Genomic DNA, 15,700 nt, shown 5'->3' on the forward strand with positions numbered 1-15,700 from the left:
AAGGGATGCGCACCGTCCTCCTGACCGGATTCGAACCGTTCGCCGGCGACGCGGTGAACCCGTCGGGGGATGCCGTCCGCGCACTCGCCGCGCGATGGCGCGGACCCGAGCGCCTCGTCACCGAGGTGCTGCCCGTCGCCTTCGACGGTGCGACGGCACGCCTGGCCGCACTCCTCGAGGCGCATCGACCCGACGTCGTGGTGGCCACGGGTCTAGCCGGCGGTCGTGCGGCCGTGACCCCCGAACGCGTGGCCGTGAACCTGGCCGACGCCCGCATCCCCGACAACGCGGGCCACCGCCCCCAGGACGCCCCCGTCGTCGACGGCGGACCCGCGGCGTACTTCGCGACGCTCCCCGTCAAGGCGATCGGTGCGGCGCTCGCGGACCGCGGCATCCCGTCCACCGTCTCGCACACGGCCGGCACGTTCGTCTGCAACGCGGTGATGTACGCCGCCCTGCACGCCACGGACGGTGCCCCGGTGCGCGCGGGATTCGTCCACCTCCCGTGGGCGGACGGCACCGGGCCCGGCGACGTGCCGTCGCTGCCCTTCGACCGCCTCGTCGACGCGCTCGAGGTCGCGGTCCGGGTGTCGCTCGACGCCGGTGACGACGCCGGCGGGGTCGGCGGCGAGATCAGCTGAGGGCGAGGAGCTCCTGCGCCACCGTCCGGAGATCCTCCGGGCTGACGGCTCGCTCGGGATCCCCGAACCGGCCTTCGACCAGGATCAGGTCGACACTTCCGCGGACGAGGAGCCGGACGCGGTTGTCCTCCTGGACCTCGGTGGCGTCGGCGCCGTCGACGGACGCAGCCGTGCCGCCGAGCCGGTCGCTCACCTCGCCCCACTTCTCCGCTCCACCCGGGACGATGACGACCTGCAGCTCTCGGGAGTCGGTCAACTCGGACCAGTCGCAGGCCCGCACGAGCTCCGCCGCCTCGACGGTCCGCCGGTCGAACGGGACGTCGCCCTCCATGATCGGTTCCGGGAACACCTCCTCGGCGCGCAGCACGGCGGACGGGTCGATGGCGTCGCCGAGCTCGGTGCACGACGGGGGCAGCGCCGCCGGCTCGGCGAGCGGCGCCCGGTCGGCGGCGCGCACCGCGTCGAGCGCGGCGTCGCGCAGTCGCGTCACGAGATCGGTCTGCGCCTGCGTCTGCTCCACGGTGAGGAACGACACGGCGACGGTCATCCCGTCCGCGGCACCCGTCCCGATGCATTCGACGGCATCGTAGGACGGGGCGCATTCGGCGTCCGCCGCGGCGGCCAGCGACCCTGCCCGGTCGGCGGGCAGCGCGACGATCGTGCCCGACAGCTGGGCGGAGTCGAACCCGCAGACGAGCCCGCCGGCCACCTCCGCCGCCGTCGACCACAGGCCGTCGGGTTCCGCCGACGACGCCGAGCCGGTCGCATCGCTCAGCGAGGGATCGGCGAGCAGGTCGTCGCACGTCGCCGAAATACCCTGCGCTTCGGCATCCGTCTCCTCCGGTGAGGAGGACGGTCCGGGCGACGATGCGGACGGTGACGACGGAGAGGGGGACGGGGATGCCTCGACGGCGCCCGCGCATCCGGCCAGCAGCAGGACGGAGGCCGCAGCCGCCAGGCTCGTCCCGATGATCCGACGACGTGTACCGCTCCCCCGAGTGCTCATGAGGCGACACTACGAGAGCGCGCCCACGCGCGCGAGGATTCAGCGGCCGAAGATGTCGTCGAGTCCGGGCAGCCCGAAGCCGCCGAGGTTCTCGCCGAAGCCCGAGACCTGCTCCCCGAAGCCGGAGACCTGCTCACCCGCACCGGAGAGCGCCTCTCCCGCCATGCCGTCGAGGTCGACGCCTGCGGCGAGCGCATCGAAGTCGACACCCATGCCGACAGCCTGGGCGAGCAGGGGCCCCGCCACCGAGGTGACGACGGCGCCTGCGGCGACCGCGCCGAGGATGCCGACACCGGCACCGATCGCCGCACCACCGGCGACGCGGGCCGCGCCACCGCCCGTCCCGGCCCGCGCCAGGAGACCCTTGAGCAGGCCCGGGCGCGTCGCCTCGCCCCGTGCCGCCGCGCGGGCGAGGTCATCCGGTGACGCCGATCGCGGGCGCTCGTGGGCGGGCAGCTCCGCGGCCATCCGCGCCTGCACGTGCGCGCGCTGCTCCGGAGTGAGACGGGCGAACGCCTCGCGGTGGATCTGCTCGACCTGATGAGGATCAGCCGTCTGCAGGAGGTAGTCGTACCGCGCGACCGCCTGGCGATCGGCCGCCGACAGAGGACTGTGCGAAGCGGATGCCGGGGCTCCGGCCGCCGGCGGCGTCAGACCCACCGGGGCGCCCGCCGAACGCACGTCGGGATTGTGCGCGGGCGACGGCGGAGCGCCGCGCCCGTCGCCCGTGAGCGCGTCCGCGGCGGAGCGGACCATGCCGCGCCAGTCCCCCGCTGACGAACCCTGCCGGGACGACGAGGTGGATGACGACGAGGACGAGTCGAGGGCTTTGGCGGCCAGGCCGATCAGTCGCGAGAGCTTGCTCATGCCGCTCACGGTATGCGGTGCCGTTATGGACGCGCTGGACGCAACCGAGCAACCCGCTGAGGCAGCCCGGCCTACACTGACCGCGTGCCCTCCCGCCGCGCCCGCCTCGTCTCCCCCGTCCAGTCGGAGCTGAGCGCCGCACTCGGCGCACTGCGCGAGCAGTTCGACCTTCCGGGCGCCTTCCCGGCCGAGGTCCAGGCCGCGGCGGAGCGGGCGGCACGCGAGGTCCCGGTCTCGGCGTCCGCGGAGCTCGCCGACCTGCGCGGCATCCCGTTCCTCACGATCGACCCCGAGGGCTCGACCGACCTCGACCAGGCCGTGCACCTCGAGCGGACCGCGGACGGCGGCGGCATCCTGCACTACGCGATCGCCGACGTGCCCGCGTTCGTGCCGATGGGCGGCGCCGTCGACGCGGAGGCCCGGCGACGCGGCCAGACCGTCTACGCGCCCGACGGCCGCATCCCGTTGCACCCGGCCGTCCTCAGCGAGGACGCGGCCTCGTTGCTACCGGATCGCGACCGGCACGCCTTCGTCTGGCGTTTCGAGCTGGATGCCGATGCCCGCCCAGCCGCCGTCACGCTCGCACGCGGAGTCATCCGGTCCCGCGCGCAGTGGTCGTACGTCGACGCGCAGGCGGCGCTGGGGCGCGGCGACGCCCCCGAGACTATCCAGCACCTCGTGTGGTTCGGCGACGAGCGCGCCCGGCGCGAGAGCGAGCGCGGCGGCGCCAGCCTGAACCTGCCCGAGATCCGGGTCGTGGCGACGCCGGAGGGGTACGACCTGCAGGCCGACGAGGGCGTGCCGCTCGAGGACGCGAACGCCCAGGTGTCGCTGTTGACCGGGATGGCCGCCGCGGAGATCATGCTCGCCGGCAAGGTGGGCATACTCCGGACGATGCCCCCGGCATCCGAGGAGGACGTCGCGGCGTTCCGCGCGCAGACCGCCGGGCTCGGCGTGCCGTGGCACCCGGACGTCCCCTACGGCGACTACCTCCGCGATCTGCCGCGGACCCCGGTCGGCCGCGCGATCCGCGAGCAGGCCGCGGGCCTCTTCCGCGGAGCGGGGTACACCGTCCTCGACGGCGAGGTACCGGACCTCGTGACGCAGGCGGCCATCGCCGCGCCCTACGCGCACACGACCGCGCCGCTGCGGCGCCTCGTCGATCGCTGGTCGCTGCTCGTGTGCCACGCGCTCGCGAACGGCGAGGAGGTGCCGGCCGAGGTCCGCGGGTCGCTGACGGAGTTGCCCGAGGCGATGGAACGCTCCGCGCGCGTCGCGTCGCAGGTAGATGCCGCCGCGATCGAGCACGTCGCCGCGGCGGTCCTCCGCGGTCGGGTGGGCGAGGTCTTCGACGCCGTCGTGCTCCGCCGCCGCGAGAACGGCGGGCGGGTCGCCCTGACGGTCCCGCCCCTCGAGACGACGGTCGGGGGCGTCGACGCCGAGCCCGGCGCGACGATCCGGCTGCGCCTCGTCGCCACCGACGTCACCTCCGGAACGGTCGAGTTCGCGCCCGCCTGAGCGCGTCGATTTGCGTCCGGCTGCCATCACGTGTGCAATATATTGCATGCCGGTGCCCTCGACCTCCCTTCCCCCGCGCGGACTGCTGCGCGACGAAGTCCGCACGAGACTGCGCGACGCGATCGTCGACGGGACCCTCGCCCCCGGCGAGCAGCTGCGCGACGTCGAGCTCGCCACGTGGCTCGGGGTATCCCGCACCCCCGTCCGTGAAGCGCTCCTCGACCTCGCCCGCTCCGGCCTCGTCCTCGCCCTCCCGGGCCGGTCGACCGTCGTCGCTCCCGTCGACGACGACAAGGTCCGGGATGCCGCGGCGGTCGTCGCCGCGATGCACCGGGTCGCGGTCGTCGAGGCGACACCCCGGTTCACCGACGACGACATCGACCGGATGCGTCAGGCGAACGACGCATTCCTCGCCGCACACGACGCGGGAGACACGTCCGCCGCGCTCGCTGCCGACCACGCGTTCCATGCCGTCGCCGTCGACCGCGCCGACAACGAGGCCGTGCGCACCGTCCTCGCCCTCTACGGACCGGTCCTCGAACGCGCCGAGCGCCTGCGCTTCGCCTCGAACGACGCGACCGCCTCCGCCGCCCGCCATGCCGAGCTCATCCGCCACTGCGCAGCGCGCGACGCGCAGGCCGCGGCAGCCGTGGCCGAAGGCCTCTGGCTCGACCTGCTCACCGACACCACCCAGGAGACCCCGTGATCCTCGACCAGTTCCCGCGCCACCCGCTGACCTTCGGTCCGAGCCCCCTGCAGCACCTGAAGCGCCTCACCCAGCACCTCGGCGGAGCCGAGATCTGGGCCAAGCGCGAAGACGTCTCGAGCGGACTCGCGTTCGGCGGCAACAAGACCCGCAAGCTCGAGTACATCGTCCCCGACGTCCTCGCCAGCGGCGCCGACACGATCGTCTCGATCGGCGGGTACCAGTCCAACCACACGCGTCAGGTGGCCGCGGTCGCCGCGCACCTGGGTCTGAAGGCTCGGCTCGTCCAGGAGAAGTGGGTCCCGTGGGACGAGCCCGTCAACGACAAGGTCGGCAACATCCTGCTCTCGCGCATGATGGGCGCGGACTCCCGCCTCGACGACGCCGGGTTCGACATCGGCATCCGTGACTCCTGGATGCAGGCGCTGCAGGAGGTGGAGGATGCCGGTGGCACCCCCTACCCCATCCCCGCCGGAGCCTCCGAGCACCGCCTCGGCGGCCTGGGCTTCGCGAACTGGGCGTTCGAGGTGGCCGAGCAGGAGAAGCAGCTGGGCGTGTTCTTCGACACGATCATCGTCTGCACCGTGACGGGATCCACCCACGCGGGCATGATCGCTGGTTTCGCCGCTCTTGAGGAGCTGACCGGAGTGAGGCGTCGGGTCCTCGGCATCGACGCCTCCGCCACCCTGCAGAAGACGCGCGATCAGGTGGCCCGCATCGCGCGCAACACGGCGGAGCTCATCGAGCTCGGCCGCGACCTGCGCGACGAAGAGATCCAGGTGCTCGAGGGGTGGGCGGGCGACCTTTACGGCATCCCGGTGGACTCCACGATGGAGGCGATGGCGCTCGGCGCGCAGCTCGAGGCGATGATCACCGACCCCGTCTACGAGGGCAAGTCGCTCGCCGGTCTCATCGACCTCGTGAAGAGCGGCGACATCCCGAAGGACTCGACCGTCCTCTATGCGCACCTGGGCGGGCAGCCGGCGATCAACGCCTACCACTCCCTCTGGAGCTGACGACGCGCGGTCGGCGCGCTCAGGAATTTGCGACGTCGAGCACACGCTCGGCGACGTCGACGTTGAAGCCGAGATCCGCCCCGTTGACGTGCAGGACGTTCACGCCGTCGGTCACGTAGATCGAGCCCGCTTCATCCTCGCGCTCGGAGAATGTGGCCGCGTCGACCGCGCCACTCACGTCGACGGGGCTCGCACCCTCCACCAGGTCTGCCCACATCCAGTGCCCCCCGGGGTACGTCGTCACCGAGAAGATCCGATGCGGCTCCCCGGCGGGCAGCGTCTCGCTCTCACTGAACCAGGGGCACTCCTGCGACACGCCCGCGGTCCGGAAGAAGCCGGCCTCCGGGCTCTCGACGCCCTCCCAGTACCCTGCGACGAAGGTGCCCTCCGTGAGGTCCGCGATCCTCTCACCGATCGCTTCGCACGCCGGGCCGTCCCACCACCGATCCGAGCGCGTGACCGGCGCCGCGGCCGCAACGCCCCTCCGGGCCGAGGCCGCGACGGCGTCGATCGCCTGCGACAGCGCGTCGTCGTGCGTGTCCGCTTCGCTCTCGGAGGCGAGCGTCGCCGCGAGGATTGCGACGCCGTCCTCCACCCGGAGGAGTCGGCAGATGAGCGCGTCGTACTGCCAGTCGCAGGCGGCCGTCGCGAACTTCTCCGCGAAGTCCGCCGGCACGGCGTCCGCGGGCAGGGCGAGGACACGGAGGTCGAACAATCCCGAGGCCGAATCCTCCGGCGCCTTCCAGCGGCACTCCATACCTCCGAGCGTGCCTTCCGGGGCCGGGTCGACGCGATCCGGAGAACCGGCGTACTGCGTGGTGAGCCACTGGTCGTAGTCCTGCCATCCGTCGCCGAGGAAGGCGTCCAGCGTCGCGGGCGCGAGCATCCTGTCGCACTCGCCGTCGAAGAGCCGAACCGGCTCGACGCGTGACTCCGCCGTCGGCGTGGGCGACGCCGGCATCGACGGAGCGGGTGAGGACTCCGGCGCGGCCGGCGACGGCTGCGGGGCGGCTTCGCCGGCGACGGTGCATCCGGCGAGGAGGACCGTGGTCAGGACGGCGAGGGACAGACCGACACGAGTGCGCATGCGCTGATCGTTGCAGATGCGGGAAGGCTCCCGGTGCTCTCTAGTACAACGATTCGATGACGCCCATTCCCCGATCGGAATACGCGCTCGTCGGCGGCGCGTCAGGAGGTGACGACCTGCGCCGTTCCGAGGGGCGCATCCGGCCCCATCTCGTCGGCGAGGCGGTTCGCCTCCTCGATGAGGGTCGCGACGATGTCCTCTTCGGGGACGGTCTTGATGACCTCGCCCTTGACGAAGATCTGCCCCTTGCCGTTGCCCGACGCGACACCGAGGTCGGCCTCGCGCGCCTCTCCCGGACCGTTCACGACGCAGCCCATGACGGCGACGCGGAGCGGGACCGTCATGTCCTTGAGGCCCTCGGTGACGTTGTCGGCGAGCGTGTAGACGTCGACCTGAGCGCGGCCGCACGACGGGCAGGACACGATCTCGAGCTTGCGCTCGCGCAGGTTCAGCGACTGGAGGATCTGGTGGCCGACCTTGACCTCTTCGGCGGGCGGCGCCGACAGCGAGACACGGATCGTGTCGCCGATACCCTCACCGAGCAGGATGCCGAACGCGGTCGCGCTCTTGATCGTGCCTTGGAAGGCGGGGCCTGCCTCGGTGACGCCGAGGTGGAGCGGCCAGTCGCCCCGTTCGGCGAGCTGCCGGTAGGCCTTCACCATGACGACGGGGTCGTTGTGCTTGACCGAGATCTTGAAGTCGTGGAAGTCGTGCTCCTCGAAGAGGGATGCCTCCCACACGGCGCTCTCGACGAGAGCCTCGGGCGTCGCCTTGCCGTACTTCTCGAGCAGGCGCCGGTCGAGTGACCCGGCGTTGACGCCGATGCGCAGCGACACACCCGCGGCCTGGGCCGCCTTGGCGATCGCACCGACCTGGTCGTCGAACTTGCGGATGTTGCCGGGGTTCACGCGAACGGCCGCGCAGCCGGCGTCGATCGCCTGGAACACGTACTTCGGCTGGAAGTGGATGTCGGCGATCACAGGGATCTGGCTCTTCGCGGCGATGATGTGCAGGACGTCCGCGTCATCCTGCGACGGCACGGCCACACGCACGATCTCGCACCCGGAGGCGGTGAGCTCGGCGATCTGCTGCAGCGTCGCGTTGATGTTGGTGGTCGGCGTCGTCGTCATCGACTGGACGCTGACGGGGGCATCGCCACCGACGAGGACCTTGCCGACCTTGATCTGACGGCTCTTGCGACGAGGCGCGAGGACCTCCGGCACGCGGGGCATCCCGATGTTCACAGCTGGCACGGCTCCAGCCTAAGCCGCGGGGGGCGCTCGGGCACGGCACCCGGCCGAGAGGATGCCGCGAGGGTCGCCTGTGGTAGGTTCGGCCCCATGTTCGCGAACCGCACGTGGTGGCGCTCCGCCTGAGGCGGACGCCACGTGCATCCCGACGACCGCCTGAGCTGACAGCCCGGCGGTCGTTTCTCGTTTACCGGCGACCGCCCCGAACGGAAGATCCCCCATGACCGGCACCGCCCCGATCATCCTCGCCGACCTCGCCGCGCGCGGCATCCCCTTCGCCCTTCTCGCCCGCGACGGCGCGACCGTCGAGGTGCTCACCGGCGAGGTGGTCGACGTCGAGCTGCTCGCCGACATCCCCCTCACCGATGCCGCGGGCTCCGCGCGCGAGGTGCTCGCGCTCGTCCCGTTCCGTCAGGTCGTGGAGCGCGGCTTCGCGTGCCACGACGACGGCGCGCCGCTGCGCTGCCTCGTCGTCGGCGAACGGCACTCCCTGCCCCTGTCGGACGCACTCGCCCAGCTGCCGACCGAGCCCGTCGCCCTCGAGGACGCCGGCTTCGACATCGACGACGAGGAGTACGCCGACATCGTCCGCCGGGTCATCGCCGACGAGATCGGCCGCGGCGAAGGGGCGAACTTCGTCATCCGCCGCGACTACGTCGCGCAGGTCGGCGGCGACCCGCTGACGGCGGGTCTGACGTGGTTCCGAGCGCTGCTCGAGCACGAGCGCGGCGCCTACTGGACGTTCCTGGTGTCGACTCCCGACCACCTCGCCGTCGGCGCGAGCCCCGAGGCACACGTCAGCGCCCAGGGCGGCGTCGTGACGATGAACCCCATCTCGGGGACCTTCCGCCACCCGGCGGGCGGCGCGACGGCCGAGACCCTGACCGAGTTCCTCTCCTCCACGAAGGAGACCGAGGAGCTCTTCATGGTCGTCGACGAGGAACTGAAGATGATGTCGGCGGTCTGCAGCGACGGCGGCCGCATCACGGGCCCGCACCTCAAGGAGATGTCGCGGCTGACGCACACCGAGTACATGCTGCGCGGGACGAGCACGATGGACCCGCGCGACATCCTCCGCGAGACCATGTTCGCGCCCACCGTGACCGGCTCGCCCATGCAGAACGCCTGCACCGTCATCGCCCGCCACGAACAGAGCCCGCGCGGGTACTACTCCGGCGTGGCGGCCCTCTTCACGCCGCGCGCCGACGGCGGACACGACCTCGACGCCCCCATCCTCATCCGCACCGCGTACGTCGTCGACGGCCGGCTGCGGGTCCCCGTGGGCGCGACCCTCGTGCGCCACTCCGACCCGTACGGCGAGGTGGGCGAAACCCACGGCAAGGCGGCCGGTGTGCTGGGGGCGATCGGCGCGATCCCGCGGGACGTCGTCGCCCGCACCGTCGACGAGGACGCCCCGGCCCCGGCCCCGCGGCCGCTCGCCGAGGATCCCGCGATCGCCGAGCTCCTCTCCTCGCGCAACGCCCGCCTGGCCGCCTTCTGGCTGAACCCCCAGGGCGAGCCGGGACGCGGTCCGCTCGCCGGGCGACGCGCCCTCGTGGTGGACGCCGAGGACCGGTTCACGACGATGCTCGCCCACCAGCTGCGTCATCTCGGCTTCGACGTGACGATCGCGCACTGGTCCGAGGCCTCCCCCGCAGCGGTCGCCGCGGCGGACCTCGTCGTCTCGGGCCCCGGACCGGGTGACCCGCGCGACGCCGACAGCGCCCGTATCGCCCGTCTCCGCGAGATCGTGGCGGAACGGGTGGATGCCGGTGCGCCGCTGCTCGCGGTGTGCCTGAGCCACCAGGTGCTCGCCGACCGGCTCGGACTCGAGCTGACGCCGCTCGCGAGCCCGCACCAGGGCCTGCAGAAGACCGTCGACGTCTTCGGCACCCCGGCATCCATCGGCTTCTACAACACGTTCACGGCCCGCGTCTCCCCGGGAACGACCCGCGTGGGGGCGACCGAGGTGTCGGCCGATGCACGGACCGGCGACGTCTACGCGCTGCGCGGTCCCGCGTACGCGTCGGTGCAGGGCCACCTCGAGTCGATCCTCTCGCGCGACGGTCTCACCACCCTCGAGCGGCTCGTCACGCACGCGCTCAGCCCCGTCGAGGCCTGAGCCGCCCGTCAGCCCAGCAGCTGCACGGGGTTGACGATGTCGGCGAGGATCAGGGTGCCGCCCATGATGATCAGGCCGATCACGACGATGTAGGTGATCGGGACGAGCTTCGTCGCGTCCACCGGACGCGGCGCGCGCCGCCCGGTCATCCGCGCCCAGACGCGCTTGAGCCCCTCCCACAGCGCGACGACGACGTGGCCGCCGTCGAGCGGGAGCAACGGCACGAGGTTGAACACGAACAGGGCGATGTTGAGCGAGCCCAGCAGCGCGAGCATGCCCGAGACGCGGTTCAGGATCGGCGTCTCGGTCGCGGCGACCTCGCCCGCGAGTCGCCCGGCGCCGACGACGGAGAGGGGGCCGTTCGGGTCGCGACCGGCGCCGGTGATCGTGTCGACGGCGGTCTGGTAGACCCGGGCCGGGAGCTGCCAGATGATCCCCACGACCTGGCCTGTCTGCGCGAGGGCCGCCTGCGGCCCGTCCCAGATGGGCTGCGGCACGAACGCGACCGTCGCCGACATCCCGACGAAGCCGACCTCGGCCGTCGTCGTGCCGCCGTCCGCCGTCGCGATCTCGCGGGTCGCGAGCACCGGGGTCACCTCGAGCGTCTGCCGCGTGCCGCCGCGCTCGACGACGACCGGGATCGGCCGGTCCGGGGACTTCTGGATGATCGCCGAAGCCTCGGCGAAGGTGTCGACCGGGGTGCCGTCCACCGAGACGAGGACGTCACCGGGACGGATGCCGGCGGCCGCCGCCGGGGAGGCCGGATCGTCCGCCGCGCACGAGGTCTGCGTGCTGCCGGCCGGGAGGACGCACTCGTTGACCGACGCGACGGTGGTCGTGGCCGTCTGCACGCCGATACCGGAGAACATGATCGCGAAGAGGATGATCGCGAGCACGAGGTTCATCGCGGGGCCGCCGAGCATGATGATGACGCGCTTGTAGACCGGCAGCTGGTAGAAGGCACGCCCGGCGCCGTCGCCCTGCAGCGTCTCGTCGTTGGCCGTGCGGGCGTCCTGGATGAGCGTCTCGAACAGGCGGCGGCGGCGCGGCCGCGCGTCGTCACCCTCGCCCGTGGTCGCCGCCGAGGGCGGGTACATGCCCGCCATGGAGATGTAACCGCCGAGCGGCAGGAGCTTGAAGCCGTACTCGGTCTCGCCGACCCGGCGCGAGAACACGGTCGGGCCGAAGCCGATCATGTACTGGCCCACACGGACACCGAACGCCTTGGCGGGGGCGAGGTGCCCGACCTCGTGGAGGGCGATCGACACGGCGAGCCCGACCACCAGCACGACGACGCCGATGATGAATGCGAGTACGGTCACGAGCCGACACGCTACCCCCGGACGCTATGAAGCGGCGATGACGTCGCCGCCGTCATCGCGGCTCGTCTCGGATCTAGGCTGGGAGGGTGATCCCCCGACCCGTCGACTCGCGGCGCGTGCGCGTCGTGCGTGCGGGCGGGGCGGCTGCGGTCGCGACGCTGACCGCGGCGGCCGCCCACACCCTCGGCGGGGGCACCGCACCCGCTCCCTGGCTCGTCGCGACCGTGATGCTGCTCGCGTGGCCGATCACACTGGCGATCGTGGGGTCCCGGCCCTCCGCCGTCCGGACGGGGCTCGCCGTCGTCGCCGCGCAGGCGCTCCTCCACTCGGCCTTCGCGCTCGTCGGCGACGTCCAGCCGACGGCCGCCCCCGCCGGCCATCACCACGCCGCCTTCGCGCTCGGCGCGACCGCCGGGGGCACCGTCTCGGTCGACGGCGCGATGATCGCCGGCCACGCCCTCGCCGCGGTCGTCACCGCGGTGGCGGTCTGCCACGGCGAACGGATGCTGCGCGCCGTGGCACGCGGCATCCACTCCCTCCTGCGCGTCGCCGTCGTCGCCCCGCCGACGGGCGGATGGCGCGCGCCGGCCCTTCCGCTCACGACGCCGCGGGGCCTCCGCCCCCGCCTCGCCCTCGCCGATCTCTCCCGCCGCGGACCTCCCCGCTGAGCCGGCCGCCCACGGCGGCACGACCCTCACCTTTCCGCGCGGGCCGGCCCTCGGGCGCGCCCCGCACACCCCTTCGGGAGACATCGACTCATGACCACGCGTTCCCCGCGCCGTTCGGCGCTCACCCTCACCGGCGTCGCCCTCGGCGGCGCCCTCGTCCTCGCCGCCCCCCTGGCGGCATCCGCCCACGTCCACGTCCACGCCGAGGGCGCCGCCGCCGGCGCCACGTCGCGCCTTGACTTCTCGTTCAGCCACGGGTGCGACGGCTCCCCCACGACGGCCCTCGTCTTCGACGTCCCCGAGGGAGTGGCCAACGTCACCCCCGTCGTCGACGGCGTGTGGAAGATCAGCCGCGTCCTCGGCGACGACGGCACGCCGACGCAGGTGACCTACACCGCGCTCACCCCGATCGAGGACGGCCTCGCCGCCTCGGCATCCTTCGACGCGCTCTTCTCCTCGGACGTCGGCGACACCGACATCGCGTTCCCCGTGACGCAGCGGTGCGAGGTCGGCGAGACGGCCTGGGCGCAGGTGGCCGAGGACGGTCAGGACCCGGAGGAGCTCGAATCCCCCGCGCCGGTCGTGGCCGTCGCTGCGGCGTCGGCCGCGGGCACCTCCGAGCACGGCGACGGCCACGGCGCGGCCGAGGCTGCTCCCGAGGCGGAGGCCGCCGCGAGCGCACCGGTCGCGACCTGGCTCGGGGGCGGCGCACTCGTGCTCGGCGCCGCGGCACTCGTCGTCGCTCTGCTGAACCGACGTCGGGTCTGACCCGGGCCGGCCGGAGGCCGGGTGCGATGATGGAGGGACCATGCAGAACCCCTCCGCACCTCCCCCCGTCCTCCGGCCGTCGCACCCCCGTGCCGTGCCACTGCAGGACGTCGCCGCCCACCTCGGCGCGACGGCGTCGGGCGACCTCGCGGGGGTGTCCGTCCACGGTGTGACCCTCGCGACCGCCGATCTGCGCGCGGGCGAGCTGTTCGTCGCCGTCCGCGGCGCGCATCGCCACGGGGCGGAGTTCGCTCCCGACGCGATCGCGATGGGCGCCGTCGCCGTGGTGACGGATGCCGACGGCGCGGCGCTCCTGGCGGACGTCCGCGTCCCGGTCCTCGTCGTCGACGACCCCCGGGCGCGCCTGGGCGGACTCGCCGCACTCGTCTACGGCACGGGCGCGGATGCCGACCTCCCGCCGCTCCTGGCCGTCACCGGGACGAACGGCAAGACGAGCGTCACCCACCTCATGGAGGGGATGCTGCACGGTCTCGGCGTCACGACGGGTCTGTCGTCGACGGCGGAGCGCCACATCGCGGGCGAGGTGATCCCCTCGCGGCTGACGACCCCCGAGGCATCCGAGATGCACGCCCTGATCGGACTCATGCGCGAGAAGGACGTCCAGGCGATCCTGGTCGAGGTCAGCGCGCAGGCCCTCACCCGGCACCGCGTCGACGGTCTCGTCTTTGACGTCGCCGGGTTCACGAACCTGTCGCACGATCACCTCGACGACTACGCCGACATGACCGAGTACCTCGCCGCCAAGGCGGCCCTGTTCACCCCCGAGCGCGCGCGCCGCGCGGTGGTGTGCGTGGACCAGCCGGCAGGACAGGCGATCGCCGAGCGTGCCGGCATCCCGGTGACGACGGTGCTGACCGCCGCCATCGCGGAGGACCCGACGGCGGCCGCCGACTGGCGCGTCGACCTCGTCGCCGAGACGCCCGAGGGCACGACCTTCACGCTGTCGGGCCCGGCGGGCTCGGTGACCACGACGGTGCCGGTGATCGGTCCGCACATGGCGTCCAACGCGGGCCTCGCGATCGTCATGCTGCTCGAGGCGGGCTGGGAGTGGGACGCGTTGACCGCCCTCATCGGCGACCGCGCCATCGACGCGCGCCTGCCCGGCCGCATCCAGCGGATCTCGGGCGCCGGCGGCCCGGCGCTCTACCTCGACTTCGGCCACTCCCCCGACGCCTTCGCGAAGACCCTCGACGCGGTCCGTCGGGTCACCCCCGGGCGGGTCGTCATGGTGTGCGGGGCCAACGGCGACCGCGACACCACCAAGCGCGCCGACATGGGCGCCGTCGCGGCGCTCGGGAGCGACGTGCTCGTCGTGACCGACCAGCATCCCCGCTCGGAGGATCCCGCTCTCATCCGACGTGCGCTCGTCGACGGGGCGCGCGCGGCGCGACCGGACGCTGTCATCCACGAGGTCACCCCGCCCGAGGAGGCCATCGCGACGGCGGTCTCGCTGGTCGGCGAGGGCGACGCCATCCTGTGGGCGGGACCGGGCCACCAGCACTACCGCGAGATCCACGGAGTCCGCACGCCGTTCGACGCCGAGGGCGCCGCGACGGACGCCCTGCGACGCGCGGGATGGCCGGTTCCCGCCTGACGTTCGGGAAGGGTAGGGACTCGAGGGAGCCTCAGCCGGCGGCGATGAGCCGGTCCGCGGTGGTCCGCGCCCAGCGCTCGGCGTCAGCGAGGCTCTCGCGCGTCAGCTCCGCTGGCGGTTCATGCGCGTCGACGACGCGCGCGATCGTGTCGACGATGCCCAGGAACGGCAGCGCGCCGTCGTGGAACGCCTCGACGGCCTGCTCGTTGGCGGCGTTGAACACGGCGGGATAGGTGGACCCGGCGACACCGACCTGCTTCGCCAGCGAGACGCTCGGGAAGGCCGCCGTGTCGAGCGGCTCGAACGTCCACGTCGACGCCGTCGTCCAGTCGAGCGGGGCACCCACCCCCGCGACGCGGCGCGGGTGGTCGAGGGCGAGGGAGATCGGCAGCCGCATGTCGGGCGGCGACGCCTGCGCGATCGTCGACCCGTCGACGAACTCGACCATCGAGTGCACGATCGACTGCGGGTGGACCGTCACGTCGATGCGGTCGTAGGGGACGTCGAACAGCAGGTGCGCCTCGATGACCTCGAGGCCCTTGTTCACGAGGGTGGCCGAGTTCGTCGTGACGACGCGCCCCATGTCCCAGGTGGGGTGCGCGAGCGCCTCACGGGGCGTCACCTCCCGCAGCTGCTCGCGGGTCCGCCCGCGGAAGGGGCCGCCGCTGGCGGTCAGGACGAGGCGGCGCACCTCGCCCGCCTCCCCCGAGCGCAGGCACTGCGCGATCGCGGAGTGCTCCGAGTCGACCGGGACGATCTGGCCGGGGGCCGCCCGCCGCGTGACGAGCTCGCCGCCGACGATGAGCGATTCCTTGTTGGCGAGCGCGAGCGCCGCGCCCGTCTCGAGCACCGCGAGCGTCGGCCCGAGCCCGACCGATCCGGTGATCCCGTTGACGACGACGTCGGCCTCGACGCTGCGGACGAGACGTTCGGCGTCGCCGGCCCCGAGCGCCGTGGCGGCCACGCCGAACTCCTCCGCCTGACGACGGAGGCCCTCGGCATCCCGCCCCGCCGCGAGACCGACGATCTCGAAGCGGTCGCGGTTCGCGCGGATGACGTCGAGCGCCTGCGTCCCGATCGAGCCCGTCGAACCGAGGATCAGGATGCGTCGCAT

General features: G+C 73.0%; 14 protein-coding genes. 8 read left to right on the forward strand and 6 right to left on the reverse strand.

What is annotated here, in order from left to right:
• Window positions 1-5: 5 nt before the first annotated feature.
• Entirely contained in the window at window positions 6-641 is a 636-nt protein-coding gene (pcp, locus tag Q9S71_RS13115) for a pyroglutamyl-peptidase I (protein ID WP_311862778.1), read from the forward strand.
• Here the strand turns inward: pcp and Q9S71_RS13120 are convergent.
• Entirely contained in the window at window positions 634-1,647 is a 1,014-nt protein-coding gene (locus Q9S71_RS13120) for a hypothetical protein (protein ID WP_311862779.1), read from the reverse strand. The two genes, pcp and Q9S71_RS13120, sit on opposite strands and share 8 nt — an antisense overlap.
• Window positions 1,648-1,686: 39 nt before the next feature.
• Window positions 1,687-2,514 carry a cation-transporting ATPase gene (locus Q9S71_RS13125; protein ID WP_311862780.1) on the reverse strand — a complete coding sequence of 276 codons (828 nt, stop codon included), beginning with the start codon at window positions 2,512-2,514 and terminating at the stop codon, window positions 1,687-1,689.
• An 84-nt stretch (window positions 2,515-2,598) separates the two neighbouring features.
• On the opposite strand from Q9S71_RS13125, the gene Q9S71_RS13130 reads away from it, so the two are divergent.
• The 3 genes from Q9S71_RS13130 to Q9S71_RS13140 are packed head-to-tail and all read left to right on the forward strand — an operon-like array spanning window position 2,599 to window position 5,754.
• Window positions 2,599-4,032 carry an RNB domain-containing ribonuclease gene (locus tag Q9S71_RS13130; protein ID WP_311862782.1) on the forward strand — a complete coding sequence of 478 codons (1,434 nt, stop codon included), beginning with the start codon at window positions 2,599-2,601 and terminating at the stop codon, window positions 4,030-4,032.
• A gap of 46 nt (window positions 4,033-4,078) precedes the next feature.
• Window positions 4,079-4,738 carry a GntR family transcriptional regulator gene (locus Q9S71_RS13135; RefSeq protein WP_311862783.1) on the forward strand — a complete coding sequence of 220 codons (660 nt, stop codon included), beginning with the start codon at window positions 4,079-4,081 and terminating at the stop codon, window positions 4,736-4,738.
• Entirely contained in the window at window positions 4,735-5,754 is a 1,020-nt protein-coding gene (locus Q9S71_RS13140; protein ID WP_311862785.1) for a 1-aminocyclopropane-1-carboxylate deaminase, read from the forward strand. The genes Q9S71_RS13135 and Q9S71_RS13140 overlap by 4 nt, the downstream gene beginning before the upstream one ends.
• 19 nt (window positions 5,755-5,773) lie before the next feature.
• On the opposite strand, the gene Q9S71_RS13145 is transcribed toward Q9S71_RS13140, so the two are convergent.
• Window positions 5,774-6,841 (reverse strand): hypothetical protein, encoded by a 1,068-nt coding sequence (locus tag Q9S71_RS13145; RefSeq protein ID WP_311862786.1) that lies wholly within the window; start codon window positions 6,839-6,841, stop codon window positions 5,774-5,776.
• A 101-nt stretch (window positions 6,842-6,942) separates the two neighbouring features.
• Window positions 6,943-8,073, reverse strand: coding sequence for a flavodoxin-dependent (E)-4-hydroxy-3-methylbut-2-enyl-diphosphate synthase (gene ispG / locus Q9S71_RS13150; protein WP_064002420.1), 1,131 nt, complete (start codon window positions 8,071-8,073; stop codon window positions 6,943-6,945).
• A 238-nt stretch (window positions 8,074-8,311) separates the two neighbouring features.
• On the opposite strand from ispG, the gene Q9S71_RS13155 reads away from it, so the two are divergent.
• Window positions 8,312-10,213: a chorismate-binding protein gene (locus tag Q9S71_RS13155; protein WP_311862788.1), complete on the forward strand. Its 1,902-nt coding sequence runs from the start codon at window positions 8,312-8,314 to the stop codon at window positions 10,211-10,213.
• 8 nt (window positions 10,214-10,221) lie between these two features.
• On the opposite strand, the gene Q9S71_RS13160 is transcribed toward Q9S71_RS13155, so the two are convergent.
• Window positions 10,222-11,535, reverse strand: coding sequence for a M50 family metallopeptidase (locus tag Q9S71_RS13160; protein ID WP_311862789.1), 1,314 nt, complete (start codon window positions 11,533-11,535; stop codon window positions 10,222-10,224).
• 86 nt (window positions 11,536-11,621) lie between these two features.
• Between Q9S71_RS13160 and Q9S71_RS13165 the strand changes: the two genes are divergently transcribed.
• From Q9S71_RS13165 to Q9S71_RS13175, 3 genes are all read left to right on the forward strand, one after another.
• Window positions 11,622-12,203, forward strand: coding sequence for a hypothetical protein (locus Q9S71_RS13165; protein WP_311862791.1), 582 nt, complete (start codon window positions 11,622-11,624; stop codon window positions 12,201-12,203).
• A gap of 90 nt (window positions 12,204-12,293) precedes the next feature.
• Complete coding sequence (locus Q9S71_RS13170; protein WP_311862792.1) at window positions 12,294-12,971, forward strand: DUF1775 domain-containing protein; 678 nt, start codon at window positions 12,294-12,296, stop codon at window positions 12,969-12,971.
• A 40-nt stretch (window positions 12,972-13,011) separates the two neighbouring features.
• A complete protein-coding gene (locus tag Q9S71_RS13175; protein ID WP_311862794.1) occupies window positions 13,012-14,586 on the forward strand; it encodes a Mur ligase family protein in 1,575 nt (524 codons plus the stop codon).
• A 31-nt stretch (window positions 14,587-14,617) separates the two neighbouring features.
• Here the strand turns inward: Q9S71_RS13175 and dxr are convergent, their stop codons facing one another.
• Complete coding sequence (dxr, locus tag Q9S71_RS13180; RefSeq protein ID WP_311862796.1) at window positions 14,618-15,700, reverse strand: 1-deoxy-D-xylulose-5-phosphate reductoisomerase; 1,083 nt, start codon at window positions 15,698-15,700, stop codon at window positions 14,618-14,620.

Source organism: Microbacterium gawkjiense (assembly GCF_031932225.1).
Taxonomy (GTDB): domain Bacteria; phylum Actinomycetota; class Actinomycetes; order Actinomycetales; family Microbacteriaceae; genus Microbacterium; species Microbacterium gawkjiense.